Annotated in this window: 10 protein-coding genes and 1 pseudogene; 5 read left to right on the top strand and 6 right to left on the bottom strand. The window is 60.9% G+C overall.

Annotated features, from left to right (window positions below; translation table 11 throughout):
- Positions 1-176: 176 nt before the first annotated feature.
- Positions 177-3,020 (top strand): M16 family metallopeptidase, encoded by a 2,844-nt coding sequence (locus PO860_RS09100; protein WP_275035401.1) that lies wholly within the window; start codon positions 177-179, stop codon positions 3,018-3,020.
- Between the two features lie 227 nt (positions 3,021-3,247).
- Positions 3,248-4,159 carry an agmatinase gene (locus PO860_RS09105; protein WP_273885640.1) on the top strand — a complete coding sequence of 304 codons (912 nt, stop codon included), beginning with the start codon at positions 3,248-3,250 and terminating at the stop codon, positions 4,157-4,159.
- A gap of 29 nt (positions 4,160-4,188) precedes the next feature.
- Here the strand turns inward: PO860_RS09105 and plsY are convergent, their stop codons facing one another.
- Entirely contained in the window at positions 4,189-4,857 is a 669-nt protein-coding gene (gene plsY / locus PO860_RS09110) for a glycerol-3-phosphate 1-O-acyltransferase PlsY (RefSeq protein ID WP_275038329.1), read from the bottom strand.
- Positions 4,858-5,079: 222 nt separating this feature from the next.
- Here plsY and PO860_RS09115 point away from each other — a divergent pair.
- Positions 5,080-5,384 (top strand): annotated as a pseudogene (locus PO860_RS09115) (adenylate cyclase); the annotation flags it as partial.
- A 46-nt stretch (positions 5,385-5,430) separates the two neighbouring features.
- Here the strand turns inward: PO860_RS09115 and PO860_RS09120 are convergent.
- The gene (locus PO860_RS09120) at positions 5,431-6,111 is read right to left on the bottom strand and encodes a peroxiredoxin-like family protein (RefSeq protein ID WP_183607327.1); all 681 of its coding nucleotides are present in this window, start codon (positions 6,109-6,111) and stop codon (positions 5,431-5,433) included.
- Positions 6,112-6,183: 72 nt separating this feature from the next.
- A complete protein-coding gene (locus PO860_RS09125; RefSeq protein ID WP_272782565.1) occupies positions 6,184-9,429 on the bottom strand; it encodes an adenylate/guanylate cyclase domain-containing protein in 3,246 nt (1,081 codons plus the stop codon).
- 323 nt (positions 9,430-9,752) lie between these two features.
- Here PO860_RS09125 and PO860_RS09130 point away from each other — a divergent pair, with 323 nt between their 5' ends.
- Entirely contained in the window at positions 9,753-10,961 is a 1,209-nt protein-coding gene (locus tag PO860_RS09130; RefSeq protein WP_272782564.1) for a trypsin-like peptidase domain-containing protein, read from the top strand.
- A gap of 252 nt (positions 10,962-11,213) precedes the next feature.
- Here the strand turns inward: PO860_RS09130 and PO860_RS09135 are convergent, their stop codons facing one another.
- Together PO860_RS09135 and PO860_RS09140 are read right to left on the bottom strand one after the other, a co-directional pair.
- Positions 11,214-13,358, bottom strand: coding sequence for a mechanosensitive ion channel family protein (locus PO860_RS09135; protein ID WP_273885638.1), 2,145 nt, complete (start codon positions 13,356-13,358; stop codon positions 11,214-11,216).
- Between the two features lie 149 nt (positions 13,359-13,507).
- Positions 13,508-14,833, bottom strand: a complete 1,326-nt coding sequence (locus PO860_RS09140; RefSeq protein ID WP_272782711.1) for an epoxide hydrolase family protein — start codon at positions 14,831-14,833, stop codon at positions 13,508-13,510.
- Between the two features lie 432 nt (positions 14,834-15,265).
- Between PO860_RS09140 and PO860_RS09145 the strand changes: the two genes are divergently transcribed.
- Positions 15,266-16,216 carry an alpha/beta fold hydrolase gene (locus PO860_RS09145; RefSeq protein WP_272782562.1) on the top strand — a complete coding sequence of 317 codons (951 nt, stop codon included), beginning with the start codon at positions 15,266-15,268 and terminating at the stop codon, positions 16,214-16,216.
- Here the strand turns inward: PO860_RS09145 and PO860_RS09150 are convergent.
- The gene (locus tag PO860_RS09150; RefSeq protein WP_273885636.1) at positions 16,205-17,107 is read right to left on the bottom strand and encodes a LysR family transcriptional regulator; all 903 of its coding nucleotides are present in this window, start codon (positions 17,105-17,107) and stop codon (positions 16,205-16,207) included. The genes PO860_RS09145 and PO860_RS09150 overlap by 12 nt on opposite strands.
- Between the last annotated feature and the right edge of the window lie 29 nt (positions 17,108-17,136).

Below are 17,136 nucleotides of genomic sequence, written 5' to 3' on the forward strand. Positions count from 1 at the left end.
GTGCGACGCGCTTTAGAGGGTTTCGATGACATTGTTCTGACACCTGAGTCCGACAATTGGGGAGGCGGCTTTCGGCTTCTTCCTCATTCACACACATGGAAGTTGAAGCGAAATGCAACCCGTGGAACAGTCGGATCAACATATTCACCCTCCTCATGCGCATCGCCCGGACAAGAATGCCTCACAAACACATGGAATGCTCCGCCACCTGGTGGTTTCTCGCTGCGGTCTCTCTTCTCGCAAACTTCGCCTCGCCGGCCTATGCGGACACCCTGTCCACGCCCTGGCCGCAGACGCAAAGCGATCTTAAAGCCGACCCCAACGTCCATTTCGGCACGCTGGCCAACGGTATGCGGTTTGCGATCATGCGCAATGCCACGCCGCCCGGACAGGCAGCGATCCGCTTTCGCATTGGCTCCGGCTCACTTGAGGAAAACGACAACCAGCAGGGTCTGGCGCATTTTCTCGAGCACATGGCCTTCAAGGGTTCGACACATGTCGCCGAAGGCGAGATGATCCGTATCCTGCAGCGCAAGGGCCTGGCCTTCGGACCTGATACCAACGCCCATACTTCTTATGACGAGACTGTCTACGCACTCGATCTGCCCGAGGTCGATGCCGACACGCTTTCGACCGGCCTGATGCTGATGCGCGAGACGGCGAGCGAGCTGACGCTTGATGCCGGCGCGCTTGATCGCGAACGCGGCGTCATCCTGTCGGAAGAGCGGCTGCGGGATACGCCGCAGTACCGCGCCGGGCTCGGAATCATGAATTCGCTGCTCGCCGGCCGGCGCGCGACCATGCGCCCGCCGATCGGCAAGGCCGATATCATCAGCAATGCGCCGGTGGACCTCGTTCGTGATTATTACCGGGCCAATTACCGCCCCGATCGGGCAACGCTGGTGGTGGTGGGCGATATCGACCCGGCCGCGATGGAACGCGAAATCCGGCAGCGCTTCGGCGACTGGAAGGCCGTGGGTCCGGCGCCGGCACAACCGGATCTCGGCACGCTGGAGACCAAAGGCGAAAGCGCCGACGTCCTCGTCGTTCCCGGCGGCATGACCAACATACAGATCGCCTGGACGCGTCCCTATGACGCCGCGCCCGATATGTTCGCCAAACGCCGCACCCAGCTTATCGAAGATCTCGGCCTTATGGTGCTCAAACGCCGGGTGAGCAACCTTGCCAGCAAGGCGGATGCGCCTTTCATCAGCGCCGGCGTCGGCTCTCAGGATCTTCTCGATTCCGCGCATGTCATCCTGATCGCGGCGAATTCCGAGCCGGACAAATGGCGGGCGGCGCTGACGGCCATTGACCTGGAACAGCGACGTATTCAAAAGTTCGGCGTTTCGCAGGCTGAGATCGATCGCGAAATCCTCGAATATCGCTCGGCCCTGCAGGCGGCCTTGGCCGGAGCCGCGACGCGCACGACCACCGACATCGCCTCCATGCTCGCGAGCAGCGTCGATGACAATCAGGTTTTCACTTCGCCTGCCGAAGACCTCTCGCTGTTCGAAACGATAACGAACGACGTCACTGCGGCCGAGGTCAATCAGGCCCTGCAACACGCTTTCTCCGGCAACGGTCCGCAGGTCGTGTTGCAGACGGCCCAATCGCCGCAGGGCGGAGCCGAGACGGTTCGGCAAGTCTATGATGCTTCGAAAGCCATTGCCGTTTCGGCACCATCCAGTGCAGCCGACGTCGCATGGCCCTACACCCATTTCGGCGAACCGGGCACTGTGGTCGAACGCCGCGCCGTCGACGATCTCGGCTTGACCATGGTGCGCTTTTCCAACGGTGTACGGTTGACCGTCAAGCCGACCAAGCTGCGCGCCAACGAAGTGCTGGTGCGCGAAGATATCGGCCGTGGTCGGCTGGATTTGCCGCGTGACCGTCCGGCCCCGATCTGGGCATCGCCAGCCGTCGCACTGTCCGGCGTCAACGCCATGGATTACCAGGATATACAGAAGGCGCTGACGGCCAACATCGTCGGCATCGACTTCTCGGTTGGCGACGGCTCCTTCAAATTCGACGGTCGTACACGAACGGAAGATCTTGCGACGCAATTGCAGCTGATGACCGCCTATACCTCGGATCCCGCCTACCGCCCCGAGGCGTTCAAGCGTGTGCAGCAGGCCTATCTGAGCGGCATCGATCAGTATCAGGCGACCCCCGGCGGCGTTGTCAGCCGTGATCTCGGAGGTCTCGTGCATTCGGGCGATCCGCGCTGGACCTTCCCTGGTCGCGCCCAGCTGTCCGCCGCCAAGCCGGAAGATTTCGAGGCGCTGTTCCGGCCTATGGTTTCCAGCGGCCCGATTGATATCACCATCGTCGGCGACGTAACGGTGGACGACGCAATCCGACTGACAGCCGAAACCTTCGGCGCTTTGCCGCCGCGCCTGCAGACGGCGCCGAGCAATGATCAGGGCAATGTGCATTTTCCCGCGAACAACAAGCCCGTAGTGCAGACCCATAGCGGCAGGGCAGATAGTGCCGCCGCCATCGTCGGTGCTCCCGTCGGCGATTTGCTCTCCGATCTGCCGCGATCCTTCACCGCCAATATTGCCGTCCAGATTTTCCAAAACAGGCTGATCGACCAGTTTCGTACTGCAGAAGGAGCAAGCTACGTCCTGGAGGGTGATGTTAACCTGTCAAGGGAGCTCCCTGGCTTTGGCTACGCCTATTTCTACGTCGAGACGAACCCGGCAAAGATCGCGCGCTTCTACGCCCTTGTCGACGAGACCGCAGATGATCTCCGGTCGCATGTCGTCTCCACGGACGAGCTCGCCCGCGCCCGCGGACCGATCATCGAGACGTTGAAGCATCAGCGGCAGGGCAACGAATATTGGATTGAATATCTGCGCGGCGCTCAGACGGATTCGCGTCGTCTAGACCGGATACGCGACAATCTCAGCGGCTACGACAAGGTCACGGCCGGGGATATCCGCGCGTTTGCCGCGACCTATTTCGGCCCGGAAAAATTCTGGAAGTTCGAAGTTCTGCCGGCGGCGGTCCGATAGTCGGCAGGGCTGTGTTGCGACAGGGGGCAGGGCGACACCGGGCAAGCCTTGGTCAGGCCTGCCGTCTCCGAGCGATCAGCGATGGAGAGCGTAAGTGTCGTCCTTAAGCTCTTCCAAAAAGTTCTCAAAAACGTCCAAACGGACTAAACAGGTCAGCATCGAATTTTGCTCCGGTCGCGAGCCCTCGCTACTGCAATTTCAGCCGGATATCATCAGGACTATCAGGAATGACCGCCCCACCTTCTTTTCTCGGCCTTCCCCGTCACCTCGCCGATGGGCGTTTGCCCCGTGCGGTGATTATTGCAGCCGCTCACGGCAGCACCTATCCCGGCAAGGACAGCAGCGGCTATGCCCTGGCCGCTGACGCCATCCGCACTGCCAGTCAGGACGATGCCGGGCTCGTCGAACACTGGGATTTTGATCTCGGTGGCCCGCTATTCGATGGCAGGCCGGTCTCATGCATAGACGCCGGAAACATCGAAACCACCATGCATGACAATGCTGGCAACCGGACGCGGATCGAGGTGAAGACACGCGAGGTGCTGGCCCTGCCGGCCGTACCGATCCTGCTCGGCGGCGATTGTTCCGTGACCATTCCTTTCCTCGCCGGCTTTGCGGATCAAGGGCCGCTCTGGATCCTGCAGATCGACGCCCATATCGACTGGCGCGACGAATTGCATGGCGAACGCTACGGCTATTCAAGTCCGATGCGCCGGGCGAGCGAGATGCCGCATGTCGCCGGCATGGTGCAGGTCGGCCTGCGCAGCGTCGGCAGCGCCCGCGCCGCCGACATAGAGGCGGCGCAGCACTATGGCAGCCGCTTCGTGACCGCTCGCGAGGTTCACGCCGAGGGCGCAGAAGCGGCTCTCCGGCATATTCCGGAAGGCGCCCGGGTCGTTGTCACCCTCGATTGCGACAGCATCGATCCCGGCATCCTGCCTGCTGTGGCGGCGCGTACTCCTGGCGGCCTCACCTACACTGAGGTGATCGACCTGATCGCCGGTCTCGGCAGGCGGGCGAGGATTGCGGGATTCGACCTTGTCGAATTCTATCCTCCTGCCGACATTGAAGGCCTGTCGGCCCTGACCGCCGCGCGCCTCCTCGTCAATGCGATCGGCGCCATCGTCCGGCAGGATTGAAACCTGCTTCCTCTTGCAGTTGGTGCTTTTCAAATTCCAAAATAGGCGACCTTGCCCAGACGTGGCTCCGTCCCAGCCAGCAGCCGCCGAATGTTGGCGCGATGGCGCACAATCACGTAAATGCCGCCTGCGATCACCAGCAGCCGATAGGGCAGCGGCTGCTCCAAGACAAAGACAAGAACGAAGGCCGTCAACGCCGCCAGCATCGAACTTAGGGAAACAATCCGAGAAATGGCCAGCGCAAGGCCAAAAGCCGTCGCAGCGCCTAGACCTACTGGCCATGACATCGCCAGCAACACGCCGAGCCCCGTCGCAACGGATTTGCCACCTGTAAAATTCAACCAGATCGAACGGCCATGCCCCAGCATTACGGCAAGCCCCGCCAGGCAAACAGTCCAAGGCACCAAGCTTTGCAGATCAAGTGCCGCCGGTGGCGTGGCTGAGGCCGTCGAAAGCCAGGGATAAAACCAGCGCGCAAAGACGACGGCTCCCACGCCTTTCAGCACATCGACCAGCAGCACCCCCAAGGCAGGCCATTTGCCGAGCGTTCGCAACACGTTCGTCGCTCCGGTGGATTTGGAGCCATGCTCCCGAATATCGATGCCCTTGAGCAGTTTGCCCGCCAGATAGCCCGTCGGTATGGAGCCAAGGAGATAAGCGATCGCCAATCCCACCAAAATCGCTATCCAAAACACCATGGAAGTCACCTCGATGCTATTTTTCAGGGAGTTATTGATGGTCGTTCTCGTCGTCAGCCGTGCTACCGCTTCATAGGCGCCATAAATCAGTCGGCGGCGCGAAGCGAAAAGCTTTGCCGCTACCCGACAAACCATTGATATCAGTGTTGCCCTTCGTCAACATCAGCAACGATCCCGAGCAGGATTCCTTCGCTGATGGGATGGGATCGAATTCGACCCGAGAGGGTCGGGAAGGGCCTCGAACACATTGCCAAGGCCCTCCGGCTGAACCCGTTTCCGGCAAGCTGGTACGAGCCGCCGTCGAGACATTGCGCCGGGACGAGACCAATCGGACGAGCTCCCGCCGTTTCCTGGCAGCAAGCCTTGCCCAACTCGGCCGGCTCGACGAGGCGCGCGGGGAGGCCGAACTCTTCCTCGTCGCCAACCCCCATTTTTCAACCCGCCACTGGGCGACGACCGAACCCTTCCGCGACACCGCGACGCTTGCGCATTTTGTCGAGGGTTACCGCAAGGCCGGCCTTCCCTGACGCGCCATGTCATCGAGCCGAGAAACGATCACGACAATCATGCGCTTCAAACAGCCATATTCGACGCTGCCGACATCACTTCTCGAGGCGCCGGGCCGCCGAACATATGGCGGCCGCCATCCTCGACTTCGGTGAAGCACCAGCGCACGACACCATCGCGATCGAGCAAGAATTCGCCGACAAGCTGGCCGTGGCCGGTAGCAATCATCTGCGTGTCATCCTCGGTGAATTCATAACCATCCGCCTTGTCGAGATAGTCCACCGCCGCCATCACGTCCATCGGCTCGGGGAGTTCACCCGGCATGTCGATGCGCATCGAGGTCACCGTGCTCATGCTGAGCTTGTGCGGCCAGTCATTCTCGTCTTCCGTGAACTGGACATTCGGCAGGCCGAAGGCCCTGTGCGATACCCGTTCCGGATCCGAGGCCGCCAGCAGATTGGGAAGCGGATGGTAGCGGAAATAGAGGCGGGCGCGCTCGATCGGTGTGTTGACGACGGTCAGGCTGTCGATGCCCTTCTCCTGCAATGCATCGGTGAGTTCCGCCATGGCGGCGATCTGTCTGCGGCAGAAGGGGCAATGCAGTCCGCGGAACAAGCCGACGAGCACCGGCTTCTGGCCGCGAAAATCGTCGATGGCGATCTTGCCTTGGCGGGTGATCGCATCCAGCACCACGTTCGGCGCGCGATCTCCAGGCTGCAACGGTCTTTCCGAGTGGTTCTCCTGCATGTTTAGTTCCTCCCTTTATACGATTGAATTGATTGGATTAAGCGATTCAGGCAATCCTCGATACGAGGACGCTCAGTCGAGAAACGGCAAGACGACCAGTGTGCCTGGATCGAGGTTGTGGCGCATGCACACATCCTGTGCCAGCGTGAAATACCGTTCCGCCTCGTCCATATCGTCATGCTCGAGGCTCAGTGTCGCCAAGCCATCATAACACGGAAACAGCAGTTGCGGCTCGTCAATTTCCTTTGCGACCTCAAGAGCTTCCTCGTAATACTTACGGGCTAGCTTTGGCTGTCCGTGGCATTGATGAATCTGCCCGAGGACGATCAGCGGTACGGAGAGATGGTCGCGCTGATCGAGCGCCCGGTCGATTTCGACGGCCTTTTCGGCTGCCGGCACGCCCTCGGCGGCGCAGCGATCGGTGAAGGTACAGCAGGAAACCGCCAGATTGGCGAGAAGGCGCGCCTGAAAGCCGAGATCACCGATACGGGTCGCAACCTCCAGCCCGCGCCGGCAGATCTTGATGGCGCGGGCCGGATCGACGATCGTGTAGAGAACGCCGAGATTGGAATAGGCGCGACAGGCGGCACTTTGCAGATCGGCCTTTTCGGCAACCGAGAGGCTGTGCTCCACTTCCAGCACGGCATCGCGGCGGCGACCGAGCCGTGCAAGAGCTGCACCCTTGGTATTCAGTGCCTCCGCCATCGCGCGCGCCGCCTCCCGTCCGGCCTCGGTCGTTCCGTCGATCGGCAAGGTTTGCAGGCATTGCAGCGCCTGCGTCGCCCAATCGGCGGCGGCCGCCTGATCGCCCATGCGGAAGGCCAGATGGCCGCGCTCCTGCAGGAGATGCGCATGTTCGACCGGCGCATCGATCGCCGCGATCATCACCTCGGCCGCGGCGCAATGTGTCTCGGCCTGGTCACGGCGCCCTGCATCGAGATGCAAGCGGCCGATCTTGCGCAATATCCTCGCTGCGGCGATCCGGTCGTCTCTGGCGCGATGGATTGCGAGCGCCTGCTGATAGTGGTTCAAGGCATCGTCGCGGCGGCCTGCAGGAGCGCAGAGATCGGCAAGACGCTCCAGCAGCGCCAATTGCTCAGCCGTCGCCTCCGGCTCGTTTGCGAAGACCGCAAGGGCCTGGCGGTAGAGGCGCATGGCATCGTCATTGGCGTAGGTCTTGCGCGCCAGGTCGCCCGCCGCCATCAGATAGCTGGCGCCCTTGGCCTTTTCGGCGGTCAGGCTGAAATGATGGCCGAGCTGGGTCAGATGCTCAGGCCGCTCGGGCGTCAGGCCATATTGGCGCTCCAGAACCCGGCCGATCCGAAGATGAAGCTCCATGCGTCGTTGCAGCAGGAGATTGTGGTAGACGACATCGTGCATCAGCGTCTGGCTGAAGCGGTAGCCCGGCGATATCGCGGCATCGGGCCCGCGCAATTCCTCTGTGATATTGGCATCGCAGAGATAATCCAGCGCCGCGTCGACGGCGGACGGGTCGGCAGTGATGGCGCGGAGCAGGGCGGTATCGAACTTCGGGCCGACCACCGCTGCCTCCTGCGCTAAGCGTCTGATCTCCTGCGGCAGACGATCGACACGGGCAAGCAGCAGTGCTTGCAGGTTGACGGGTATATCGACGTCCGTGTCTTCGGCGGCGAGGTGCCAGCGCTGACCATCATTGTGCAATGTGCCCATGTCGATCAGCGCCCGAAGGATTTCTTCGATGAAAAGCGGATTGCCGCCGGCCCGGTCGAGAATGCGTTTGCGCATCGCGACCGGCAACTTGCCATGACCCTCACCGAAAAGGGCGGCAAGCAGCCTCTGCCCATCGGCTGCGGCAAGGGGGCCGAGGCGTTGTACGGTGACGTTGACGCGATGGGAGTCCAGCGGGTCGGTCTGCGATGTCGGCCGGTAGATCGCCAGCAGCATCAGCCGGCTGCGCTCCAGCCGATCCATCATGAAGCGAAGCACCTCAAGCGAGGCGGCGTCAGCCCAGTGCAGATCCTCGATGACAAGCAGCAGCGGACTTTGCGCCAGCCGCCGCTCGAAGACGGTGCGGACCGCATAGAAGATCTGTCGCCGCAGCTGCTCCGGCTCGATGTGCCGCAACGCACCGTCGGGATCACCGAGACCCAGGACGTGCTGAAACAGCGGCAAAAGTCCCTCGACGTCCTCCTGGGTGAGATCGAGCGCACGGAACCCCGTTGCCAGCAGCTGCCGTGTCCGGTCGAGATCATCCCGCTCGCCGATGCCGTAAGCGCTGCGCACGACCGCGGCGAGCGTGCCATAGGATTGTTCTCCGAGCGGGGAGCAGGTTGCCTTGCGGATGGCAAGGCCCTGGAAACGGTCAGCCGTGCCGGCGATCGCGACGAACTCGTTGGCGAGCCGCGACTTGCCGATACCGGCTTCGCCGATCAGACGGACGAGCTGGGCCGCACCGCCGCAGGCGAGATCGAGGCATGTCAGCAGCCGCGACAGCTCCGTATCCCGTCCGATCATCGGCGCCTGAAGGCCGAGACTTTCCAGCCCGCGCGCCGTATGAGGCGCTTCCAGCAGCCCTGTCAACCGATGGACGAGGACATTTCCGCTTTTGCCGCGCAAGGTCTGCGCACCGAGACTGTCGAAGGCAAAGGCATGGCGGGTGAGGCGATAGGTCAGCGGCCCGACCAGGATATCGTTTTCACCGGCCATGGATTGCAGGCGTTGGGCGGTGTTCACCGTGTCGCCGGTCACAGAGTAGGATTTTGTACTGACCGCGCCGAAACCGCCGGTGACAACAGGGCCGCTGTTGATGCCGATATGCAGACGCAGCGGCACGCCGGCGCGTGCGTGCCAGCGCTCGCCGACCTCAGCGGCCCGACGGATCATATCGAGTGCGGCACCGAGCGCCCGTACCGGATCGTCCTCATGGGCGACCGGTGCGCCGAACAGCGCCAGCAGCGCATCGCCGACGAACTTGTCGACGAAGCCGCCATAGGCCTCGACCGCCTGCGTCATCTCTTCGAACAATTCGTTCTGCAGCACCCGCATCACCTCGGGGTCGATCTGCTCGCTCAGCGTCGTGAAGCCACAGAGATCGGCAAAGAGCACCGTGACCGGCCGCCGGTCGGCATCGCCCGCCGATTTGGACGGCACCGCCTCGACGCTGAGCTTCGATACGGATTGGACCTTGCCTTCGATCGATGCGCCGCATCGGGGGCAGAAGGCGAAATCGGGCTGACAGGGATTGCCGCAGGCAGCGCAGGGGACAGGTTGCCTTGTGCCGCATTGCGGACAGAAAGCAAAACCGCTCTGAATATCGACACCGCAGCCGGCGCACTCCATCGCACGCGTCCCACGAAAGCCCGATCCGTCACGGCGTTTTCACCGGTAACCAGCGGACTTTAAACAGAGGCAGCATGAACCTGCTGCCTGGGGCCTGCAAGCACTAAACAAAGCGGCAGAACGACGATCGGCGTTTGAAGTAAGCCCCGTCTGCCGCACCTCGATCATCGTCACGGTGCCGCCAATGTTCACAGAGCCCTTCGACGCGTCTTTTGGAAAGAGGGCCGCGGTCCGGGCGCGATCCAAAATTAAGCCTGAAAACAAGACGTAGTTGCAAAAGAATGAGCCGAAGTTCTAGTCTGCAGGCGTCTGGGGAACTTCAAATGTCAACTTTGTCTCGCGTAGTTTTAGCTGGCGCCCTGTCCACGGCACTTGCTTCCCATTGCTTTGCCGAGGGCCCGACTTCCTCCGGCACCGGTTTCGCTGTAACCGGTGACGGGTGGCTCATGACAAACGCTCACGTCGTCCAAGGCTGTGAGCGGATCGAAGTGAAAGGGAAGGGCGATGCTTCAGATCCTCGCATTGATGCGACGAATGATCTTGCCCTCGTAAAAGTTCAGTCAAACGCTCCACTCAAACCGGTGGTCTTCCGTCAAGCGCCGACTCGTCTTGGAGAAGACATCGTCGCCGTCGGTTATCCGTTGGCGAGCTTGCTCGCGGATTCCGTCAAGGTCACGACCGGCAACGTCAATGCGCTTGCCGGACTTCGAAACGACACACGCTACATTCAGATTTCAACGCCGATTCAGCCAGGTAATTCCGGCGGCCCGATTGTCGATCGCGACGGATTCTTGCTTGGGATAACAAGCGCTACATTCTCGAAGCAAGCCGCTGACGAAATTGGCATCACGGCGCAGAACGTCAACTTTGCGATCCGCGCATCGGTTGCTGATCTCTTCATGCAATCGCAGAGCATAGTTGGTCAATCCGGTGATCGTGCTGCCGACCAGAAAACGATATCGACGGCCGATCTTTCTGAGAAGGTAACGCCTTCGGTATTTCAGATTCTGTGCTATGGAAAACCCGAGGAGCGGGCGTCGAACATGCCTTCGGAAGCGGCGACAAATTTACCTACGCCGACGGTGCCATCCGCTCTCATAGACGCCCGAGGTTACGACGCAATCGGATTCGACTATCGGACCGTCAAGGACGTGACTTTTGCCGGCTGCCATGAAATCTGCGAAAGCGATCGTCGATGCAAAGCGATCACCTATAACACGAAGTACGGCGTCTGCTTCCTTAAAGACAATGTAGTGGCCCTTATCCGAAACGGCGATGCGGTGGCAGCGTATTCGTCGGTGAAGGCAGCCGACGTTATCATGTCTGACTTCACCAGTTACAGCGGCATGGATCTACCGGGTGGCGACTACAAGCGGCTCCGCGAAAGCAACTATCTCCAATGCTTTACGGCCTGCATTGGGGACAATTCATGCAAAGCCTTTTCTTACGTGCCAAAGAAGTCCGAGTGCTGGCTCAAGGATGCGTTAGGACGTCCTAAGGCAACTAAGGGAGTCGAACTTGGTGTCAAGTGACCCGGCCTTGTGCCGTACCGACGCCGCATCAGTTCCATCCGGTCGTCTCCAGATCTCGTTCAAGCCGGGGAGAGTAACATTCCAACTTTGCAGAAACAGGACACTTCAACTTTGCGGCTACAAACCATGCCATGTCAAAATCGCATAAGACAGATTATGGAACATAAGAATGCTATTTGATTACAATGGCATGCCTTCGTCTTCTCCATCGTCCCGCGCCTGGACGTGCCCTTATAGAGTGGCTCGACGCGGCTATTCCTGCGGTGTTGGGATGACTTTTGATGGCCTCTGGAGTTCCGACGCGGCGGCGGTTGCCGCTGCATCCGTGCCGCTGGAGACATGAACCGTCGGAGTTGCGAACTGGATGCCTTTTTCCGCGAATGTCTTCTTGAGCATGGCGAGTGCCTTTCGGCGAACGGCGAATTGTTCGCCGGGTTTCGCCATGAACTTCAGCCGTATCTGCACACCATAGTCCGCCATCTGCTCAATTCCCTGCATTTTCAAGGGCTCGATGATGTTGGGCCCGAGTTCGGCATCCTCCAGAAGCTCGACGCCGATGCGCTTGATGGTCTTGCGGACCTCCTCGAGGTCGCTGTCATAATTCAGGGTAAGCGTAATGATGTCGATCACCCAGTCGCGGCTGAGGTTTTGCACCGCGCCGAGTTCGCCGAACGGAACGATGGTGACCGGACCGCGGTGGTGTCGCAGGCGGATCGATCGCAGCGAGAAACCTTCGACCGTCCCTTTATATTTCGCCGCTTGAATGTACTCACCGATGCGAAAGGCGTCGTCGAACAGATAAAAGACGCCTGAGATGATGTCCTTGACGAGTGTTTGTGCCCCGAAGCCGACGGCTATGCCGACGACACCGGCGCCCGCCAGCAGCGGTCCGATCTGGACGCCAACGGCATCCAGGATCATCAGGAAACCGACAGCTCCGATCGCCAGGAACAACACGTTGCGAAGAATGGGCAGGAGGGTATTCAACCGCTGACGCCGGCGCACCTCGGGGCCGTCCTGATGCCCCGCCTCTGCGCTTCGCGAGGCCACCGCCATCTGGCTGTCGATGAGGGTGCTTGCGAGTTTCCAGATAACGTCGGTCACCAGCAGCACGATCACGATGCGGATTCCTGCGCGGATCAACCGCGTGGTCACCGTTTCGGCTGCGGCGAGGTCACCGAGATTGACGTTCCACGATCGGGCAATCAGGAGCGCGGCAACCACAATGAGGCCGTTACGCAGCGTTTGCATGATGACGACAGACCATCCGACGATGGTGGGATCTTCGACCGCCTGCCCCTCCCCGGATTGTATGATGCGCCGAATGATATCACGCGCCACCGAAACGGTAAGCGGCAGAAGCGTGATGACGAACACCGTCCAGAATGCACCGCGGAGCCCGGACACCCATAGCAGCCACGATAGGATGATGCTCGCGCTGAAGCCGACACAGACCAGCCGGTTCACGGGTGGCCCGTCGGAACGAAAGTGCCGCAGCCAGATCATGACGATCAAAGCGATTGAAACGACACCGAACCATGCCGCAGTAAAGAGATCGACCAGGATGGGCAAAGCCCCGATCGTCCGGATCACCTCGATAATGGCCCAGCCAGCCGCCAGCACTGCGACGATTGCGAGGAGCCAGTAGTACCAGAACCAGGCAAGCGATGTGACAAGCGTCAGCAGCCGCATATGTGGCAGGCGGGCGCCCGGCGCGATGACGACGCGGCCGATAAGAACGCCAAGGCGCAGCATGAGCGCGGCTGATAGCAGGATGAGCGCGATATCGCGGAACACGGCAGGCCATGGAAAGAGGATAAACGCGCCGAGGCTTCCGATCAGGTAACCGACCAGCGCAAGAAGACCCATTGAAAGCCGGGCAACGTGTAGCTTGATCCGCTGCCGCACGGTGTCGGCAGGCGCGGTCAGCACAAAATGGAGAAGCCCTCGCCCGGACCACCAGGCGAGGCGCTGCGCGACGAATCCGCCTGTAACGAAGAGTGCGACCGCCAAGATCAGGCCGACAGGGTCGATATGATTATCTGTTTGGAAGGCGCGGACCGCCGCCTGGATCTGACCCGGGAGGGTCGGTACGGCATTGACGAGTGCGAGTAGCCTCTGGCGCAAATCCTGTAGCGAAGTGGCAATCGATGGTGGCGGCGTCTCTTGCGAGACCGCTACCGGCTGCGCCGGTTCCTGATTGCCGGGAACGATCCGATTGACCAGCGCGCGTCCAGCCTCATCGTTCGGCAATTCGATCATAACCCGGATCGGCGCCGAACTGGTCGTTTCGGCCGCCGGGGCGGGGTTTGCGCCGGCGAGCAGAAGCGTTGAAAATACCACCGTCAGGAATGTGGATACTCTGCCGAAGAAATGACGGTCGTCGTTGATGCGCATGTAGCCGTGATCCCCGCGAAGTTGTCGTCGCTTCTGCTTGGTTGATGGAAGCTTCGGACTTTGTGAAGCGTTGCACCATCAACGTCAATCGACGAACCTGTCCGGGGGATGCAGACCCGACTGCTGCCTCTGAGCAAATCTGCGGTTGCTCATAACCGCACCGACTTGAACCCTGCCCTGATCTCCTGACTGAAGAGTTCCGGCTCCTCCCAAGCCGCGAAGTGGCCGCCCTTGGAGACGCGGTTGTAATAGATGAGCTTCGGATAGGCCTTGGACAGCCAGTGCTTTGGTGGCTTGTAGACCTCTCCGGGGAATATTGTAACGGCGACCGGCACTTTGACGGCGGTGAGCTTGGCGCCGGACATGGCGTTTTCCCAATAGATACGGCCACTCGAGGGGCCGGTGTTCGTCAGCCAGTACAGCGTGATGTTGTCGAGGATGGCATCCTTGCCAAGCGCCTGTTCGGGATCGCCCGGGGTGAACACCCAGTCGGCGATCTTATCGTAGAGCCAGGCGGCGAGGCCGACCGGAGAATCCGCAATGCCGTAGCCGATCGTCTCCGGGCGCGTGCTCATGATCGCGGCGTAGCCGAAGCCGTTGTTGAGAAAGTCCCGCGCCTCATCGAAGACGATCCTCTCATCCGCAGACAGACTATCGGGAGCCAGCCCCCCATTTTTGAGTGCCTGGGCTACGTCCGATGGGAGCGTCGTGGCCCGCTCGATCCTGTTGACGTGGATTGCGAGCAGCCCATCGGGCGCCTGGCGACCCAAGGCATCGCTGATGATCGCGCCCCAGTCGCCGCCTTGCGCGACGTAGCTGTTATAGTCGAGCCGCTTCATCAGCACGTCCCAGGCAGCCGCTATTCGCTGCGGGTTCCAACCCGTTGCCGGCGGTTTTCCGGAGAAACCGAATCCCGGGATCGACGGTATCACCAGGTGGAAAGCATCATCAGCCGTGCCGCCATGCGCCGTCGGGTCCGTGAGCGGCCCGATGACATCCAGCAGCTCGAATACCGACCCTGGCCAGCCGTGGGTCATGATCAGCGGTAGCGCGTTTTGATGGCGCGAGCGAACGTGGATGAAATGGATGTCCAGTCCATCGATATTGGTGAGAAACTGCGGAAGACTGTTCAGCCTGCTCTCCGCGTTCCGCCAGTCGTGGGACGATTGCCAATAGCGCACCAGTTCCTTCAACCTGTCGGGCTGGACGCCCTGCGAACGATTCATGACGGTTTCGCCGTCGGGCCACCGGGTCTCGGCGAGGCGCCGCCTGAGATCTGCCAGCGCCGCCTCAGGGACCTCAACCTTGAACGGTCGGATCTCCTCGGACGCGGCGCCGACGACGTCAGCAGCGTCGGATGTGCGTGGCAGGAGAGCGGCAGACATGCCGGCCGCCGCACCCCCCAACAGCAGTGAGCGTCGTGACATATGCCCGAGCTTCAAGGAGTGGCTATGTTTCAAAGAGGTCAGTGCCATGACACGTGTCCTTTCATGACATCGAGGGTCAACGGACAGATTTTCGACAAGGGAAGCCACAGGTGACCAATCGGTCGCCACTTCGGACGCCCTGCCCTCGCCGACATCCCTGGCCGAGCGCGCCACACGGTCGGGGATAAATAGCGGCTGACGGGAGTTGAACCTGATCGGTTTGCGCTCCTCGTGCTTGTACTCGATGACTATCAGTTCTTCCTTATATTGTCGCGGACGACAGCCGGCCGGCACCTTGGAAAAGTGAGAGGCACCCTCTCGGTTAGATGCCAGCCTTGGGCAGCCGCGGTGCAGCGCTACCGCCATCGAGAGGGTACCTCTCACTTTCTCCGGCTACTGCGCTCCGACGCCGTGCTCAATTATGTCAGGAGACAACCGGCTTTGAGCTTTGGCTGAGCGCCATTCAGGAAAGGACATACTATGTCTAAGGGCAAAATCGTAAAAACGGCTGCATCGGTCGCAGCAACTCCTTCTTCCTATACGTCTGAAATCGTCGCTTCCGGAGAAGCCGCGCACGACGCTGTCGACTTCATCGAGATCGACGAGATCCTGACGCTGAGAAGGATGATTGTTCGAGCCCCGGCGCCAAAAGGCACCGTGCTTTTCCTGCATGGATTTCCGGAAACGCTGACGGTTTGGAAGGGAATCGCGACCGCGCTTGCGCGCGACTACGATGTCCATGCCTTCGATTGGCCGGGCTATGGGCAGTCGTCGCGCCCGGTTTCTGAACGCTTTTCCTATGCACCGAAGGCCTACGCCCAGGTACTGAGAGCCTATATCGAGCGGGCAGGTATCGACCGATCGAAGCTCGTGATCTATGCGACTGATATCGCCGCCCTCCCCGTCCTGCTGCTCGCTCTCGATGAACCGACGATCGCCAGACGGATCATCGTCGGTGACTTCGCGCCGTTCGACCGGCCGCACTACATGTGGGAGAACCTGCAGAACCTCAAAGCCGAGCCGGCCGCCTCCCCGACCCGCGCCTACATGAACAAGACGAGCGACGAGATCCTTCAGAACGTGCACAGGCGCGGCCTATCTCCTACCGCGCAATTCGATCTACCGACAGACGTGCAGCAAGACATGGCCCGCTCCTGGCGCCTCGATGGCGTCACGTCGGCGGATGCTTTCGCCCACTACTACGCGAATTTCACCCGCGACCAGAACTTCCTCGAGGCAAACCTCCACCGCCTGAAGACGCCCGTGAAGGTGATCTGGGGCGAGAAGGACCTCTACATCAGAAGCGAGATGGGCATCGAGTTCGCCGGCAAGATCGGTGCAAAAGTCGATATCCTCTTGGGTGTCGGGCACTTTCCGCACCTTCAGAACCCGAAACAAACGATTGAAGAGATCCGTACATCATTCGGATAATGCTATATTTTGTTGCGCCCGCAACCGCGGCACCGCCCAATCGACGAAAGCCCGTACCTTCAAGGCGAGAAGCCCCTGGCGCGCGTAGACGATATGAATGGGCTGCGGTGCGCCGTCGAAATCGCGCAAGATGGGAACGAGCGCGCCGGACGCCAGTTCGTCAGAAACCTGATAGTCGAACAGCCGCGCGATCCCCGCCCCGCCGACAGCCGCCGCAACACAGTTCGCTGCGGTATTCACTTCCAGCCGGTTGCGGGGCGCCGCCTCCATAGGCGTGCCGTCGACGTCGAATGTCCAGAAGAACGTTCTCTTGTTGAAGATGATTCCGTCGCGATCGATGAGATCGCCGGGACGCTCCGGCATGCCGTGCCGCTCGAGATAGGCGGGGCTCGCACAGGTCAGCAGCCGGAACTCCCCAACCTTGAGGGCATGGAGCGCGCTGTCGGCGAGGTCCCCGAGACGGATCGCGATATCCACCTGCTCGGAGACGAGATCGACCGCGCGGTCGAGCGACAGAAGGTTCAGCGACACTTCCGGGTATTTTTCCATGAAGCTCAGCGCGACAGGAAGAACGTACCGGTTCCCGTATTCGACCGGCATCGTGATCGTGAGCACACCACGGGGTGTCTGGTATTCCCCGGAAGCCCTTCGTTCGGCCTCCTCGAGATCCGCCATGATCTTTCTGGCAGCATCGACATAGTCGCGTCCGGCATCGGTGAGCTGAAGATTGCGGCTGGTGCGGACGATGAGGTTCGCCCCGAGATGTCGCTCAAGTTCGGCCACCTTCCGGCTGACGCTCGGCAGTGGCGCGCTCAGCTTCCTGCTGCCGGCGGAGATGCTCCCGGCATCGACGACCGCCAGCAATATGCGCATCGCTTCAAGACGATCCATCGGCCACCGCCCGTGAGATACCGCTTCTG

It is taken from the genome of Rhizobium binxianense (assembly GCF_028994275.1).
Classification (GTDB): Bacteria; Pseudomonadota; Alphaproteobacteria; order Rhizobiales; family Rhizobiaceae; genus Rhizobium; species Rhizobium binxianense.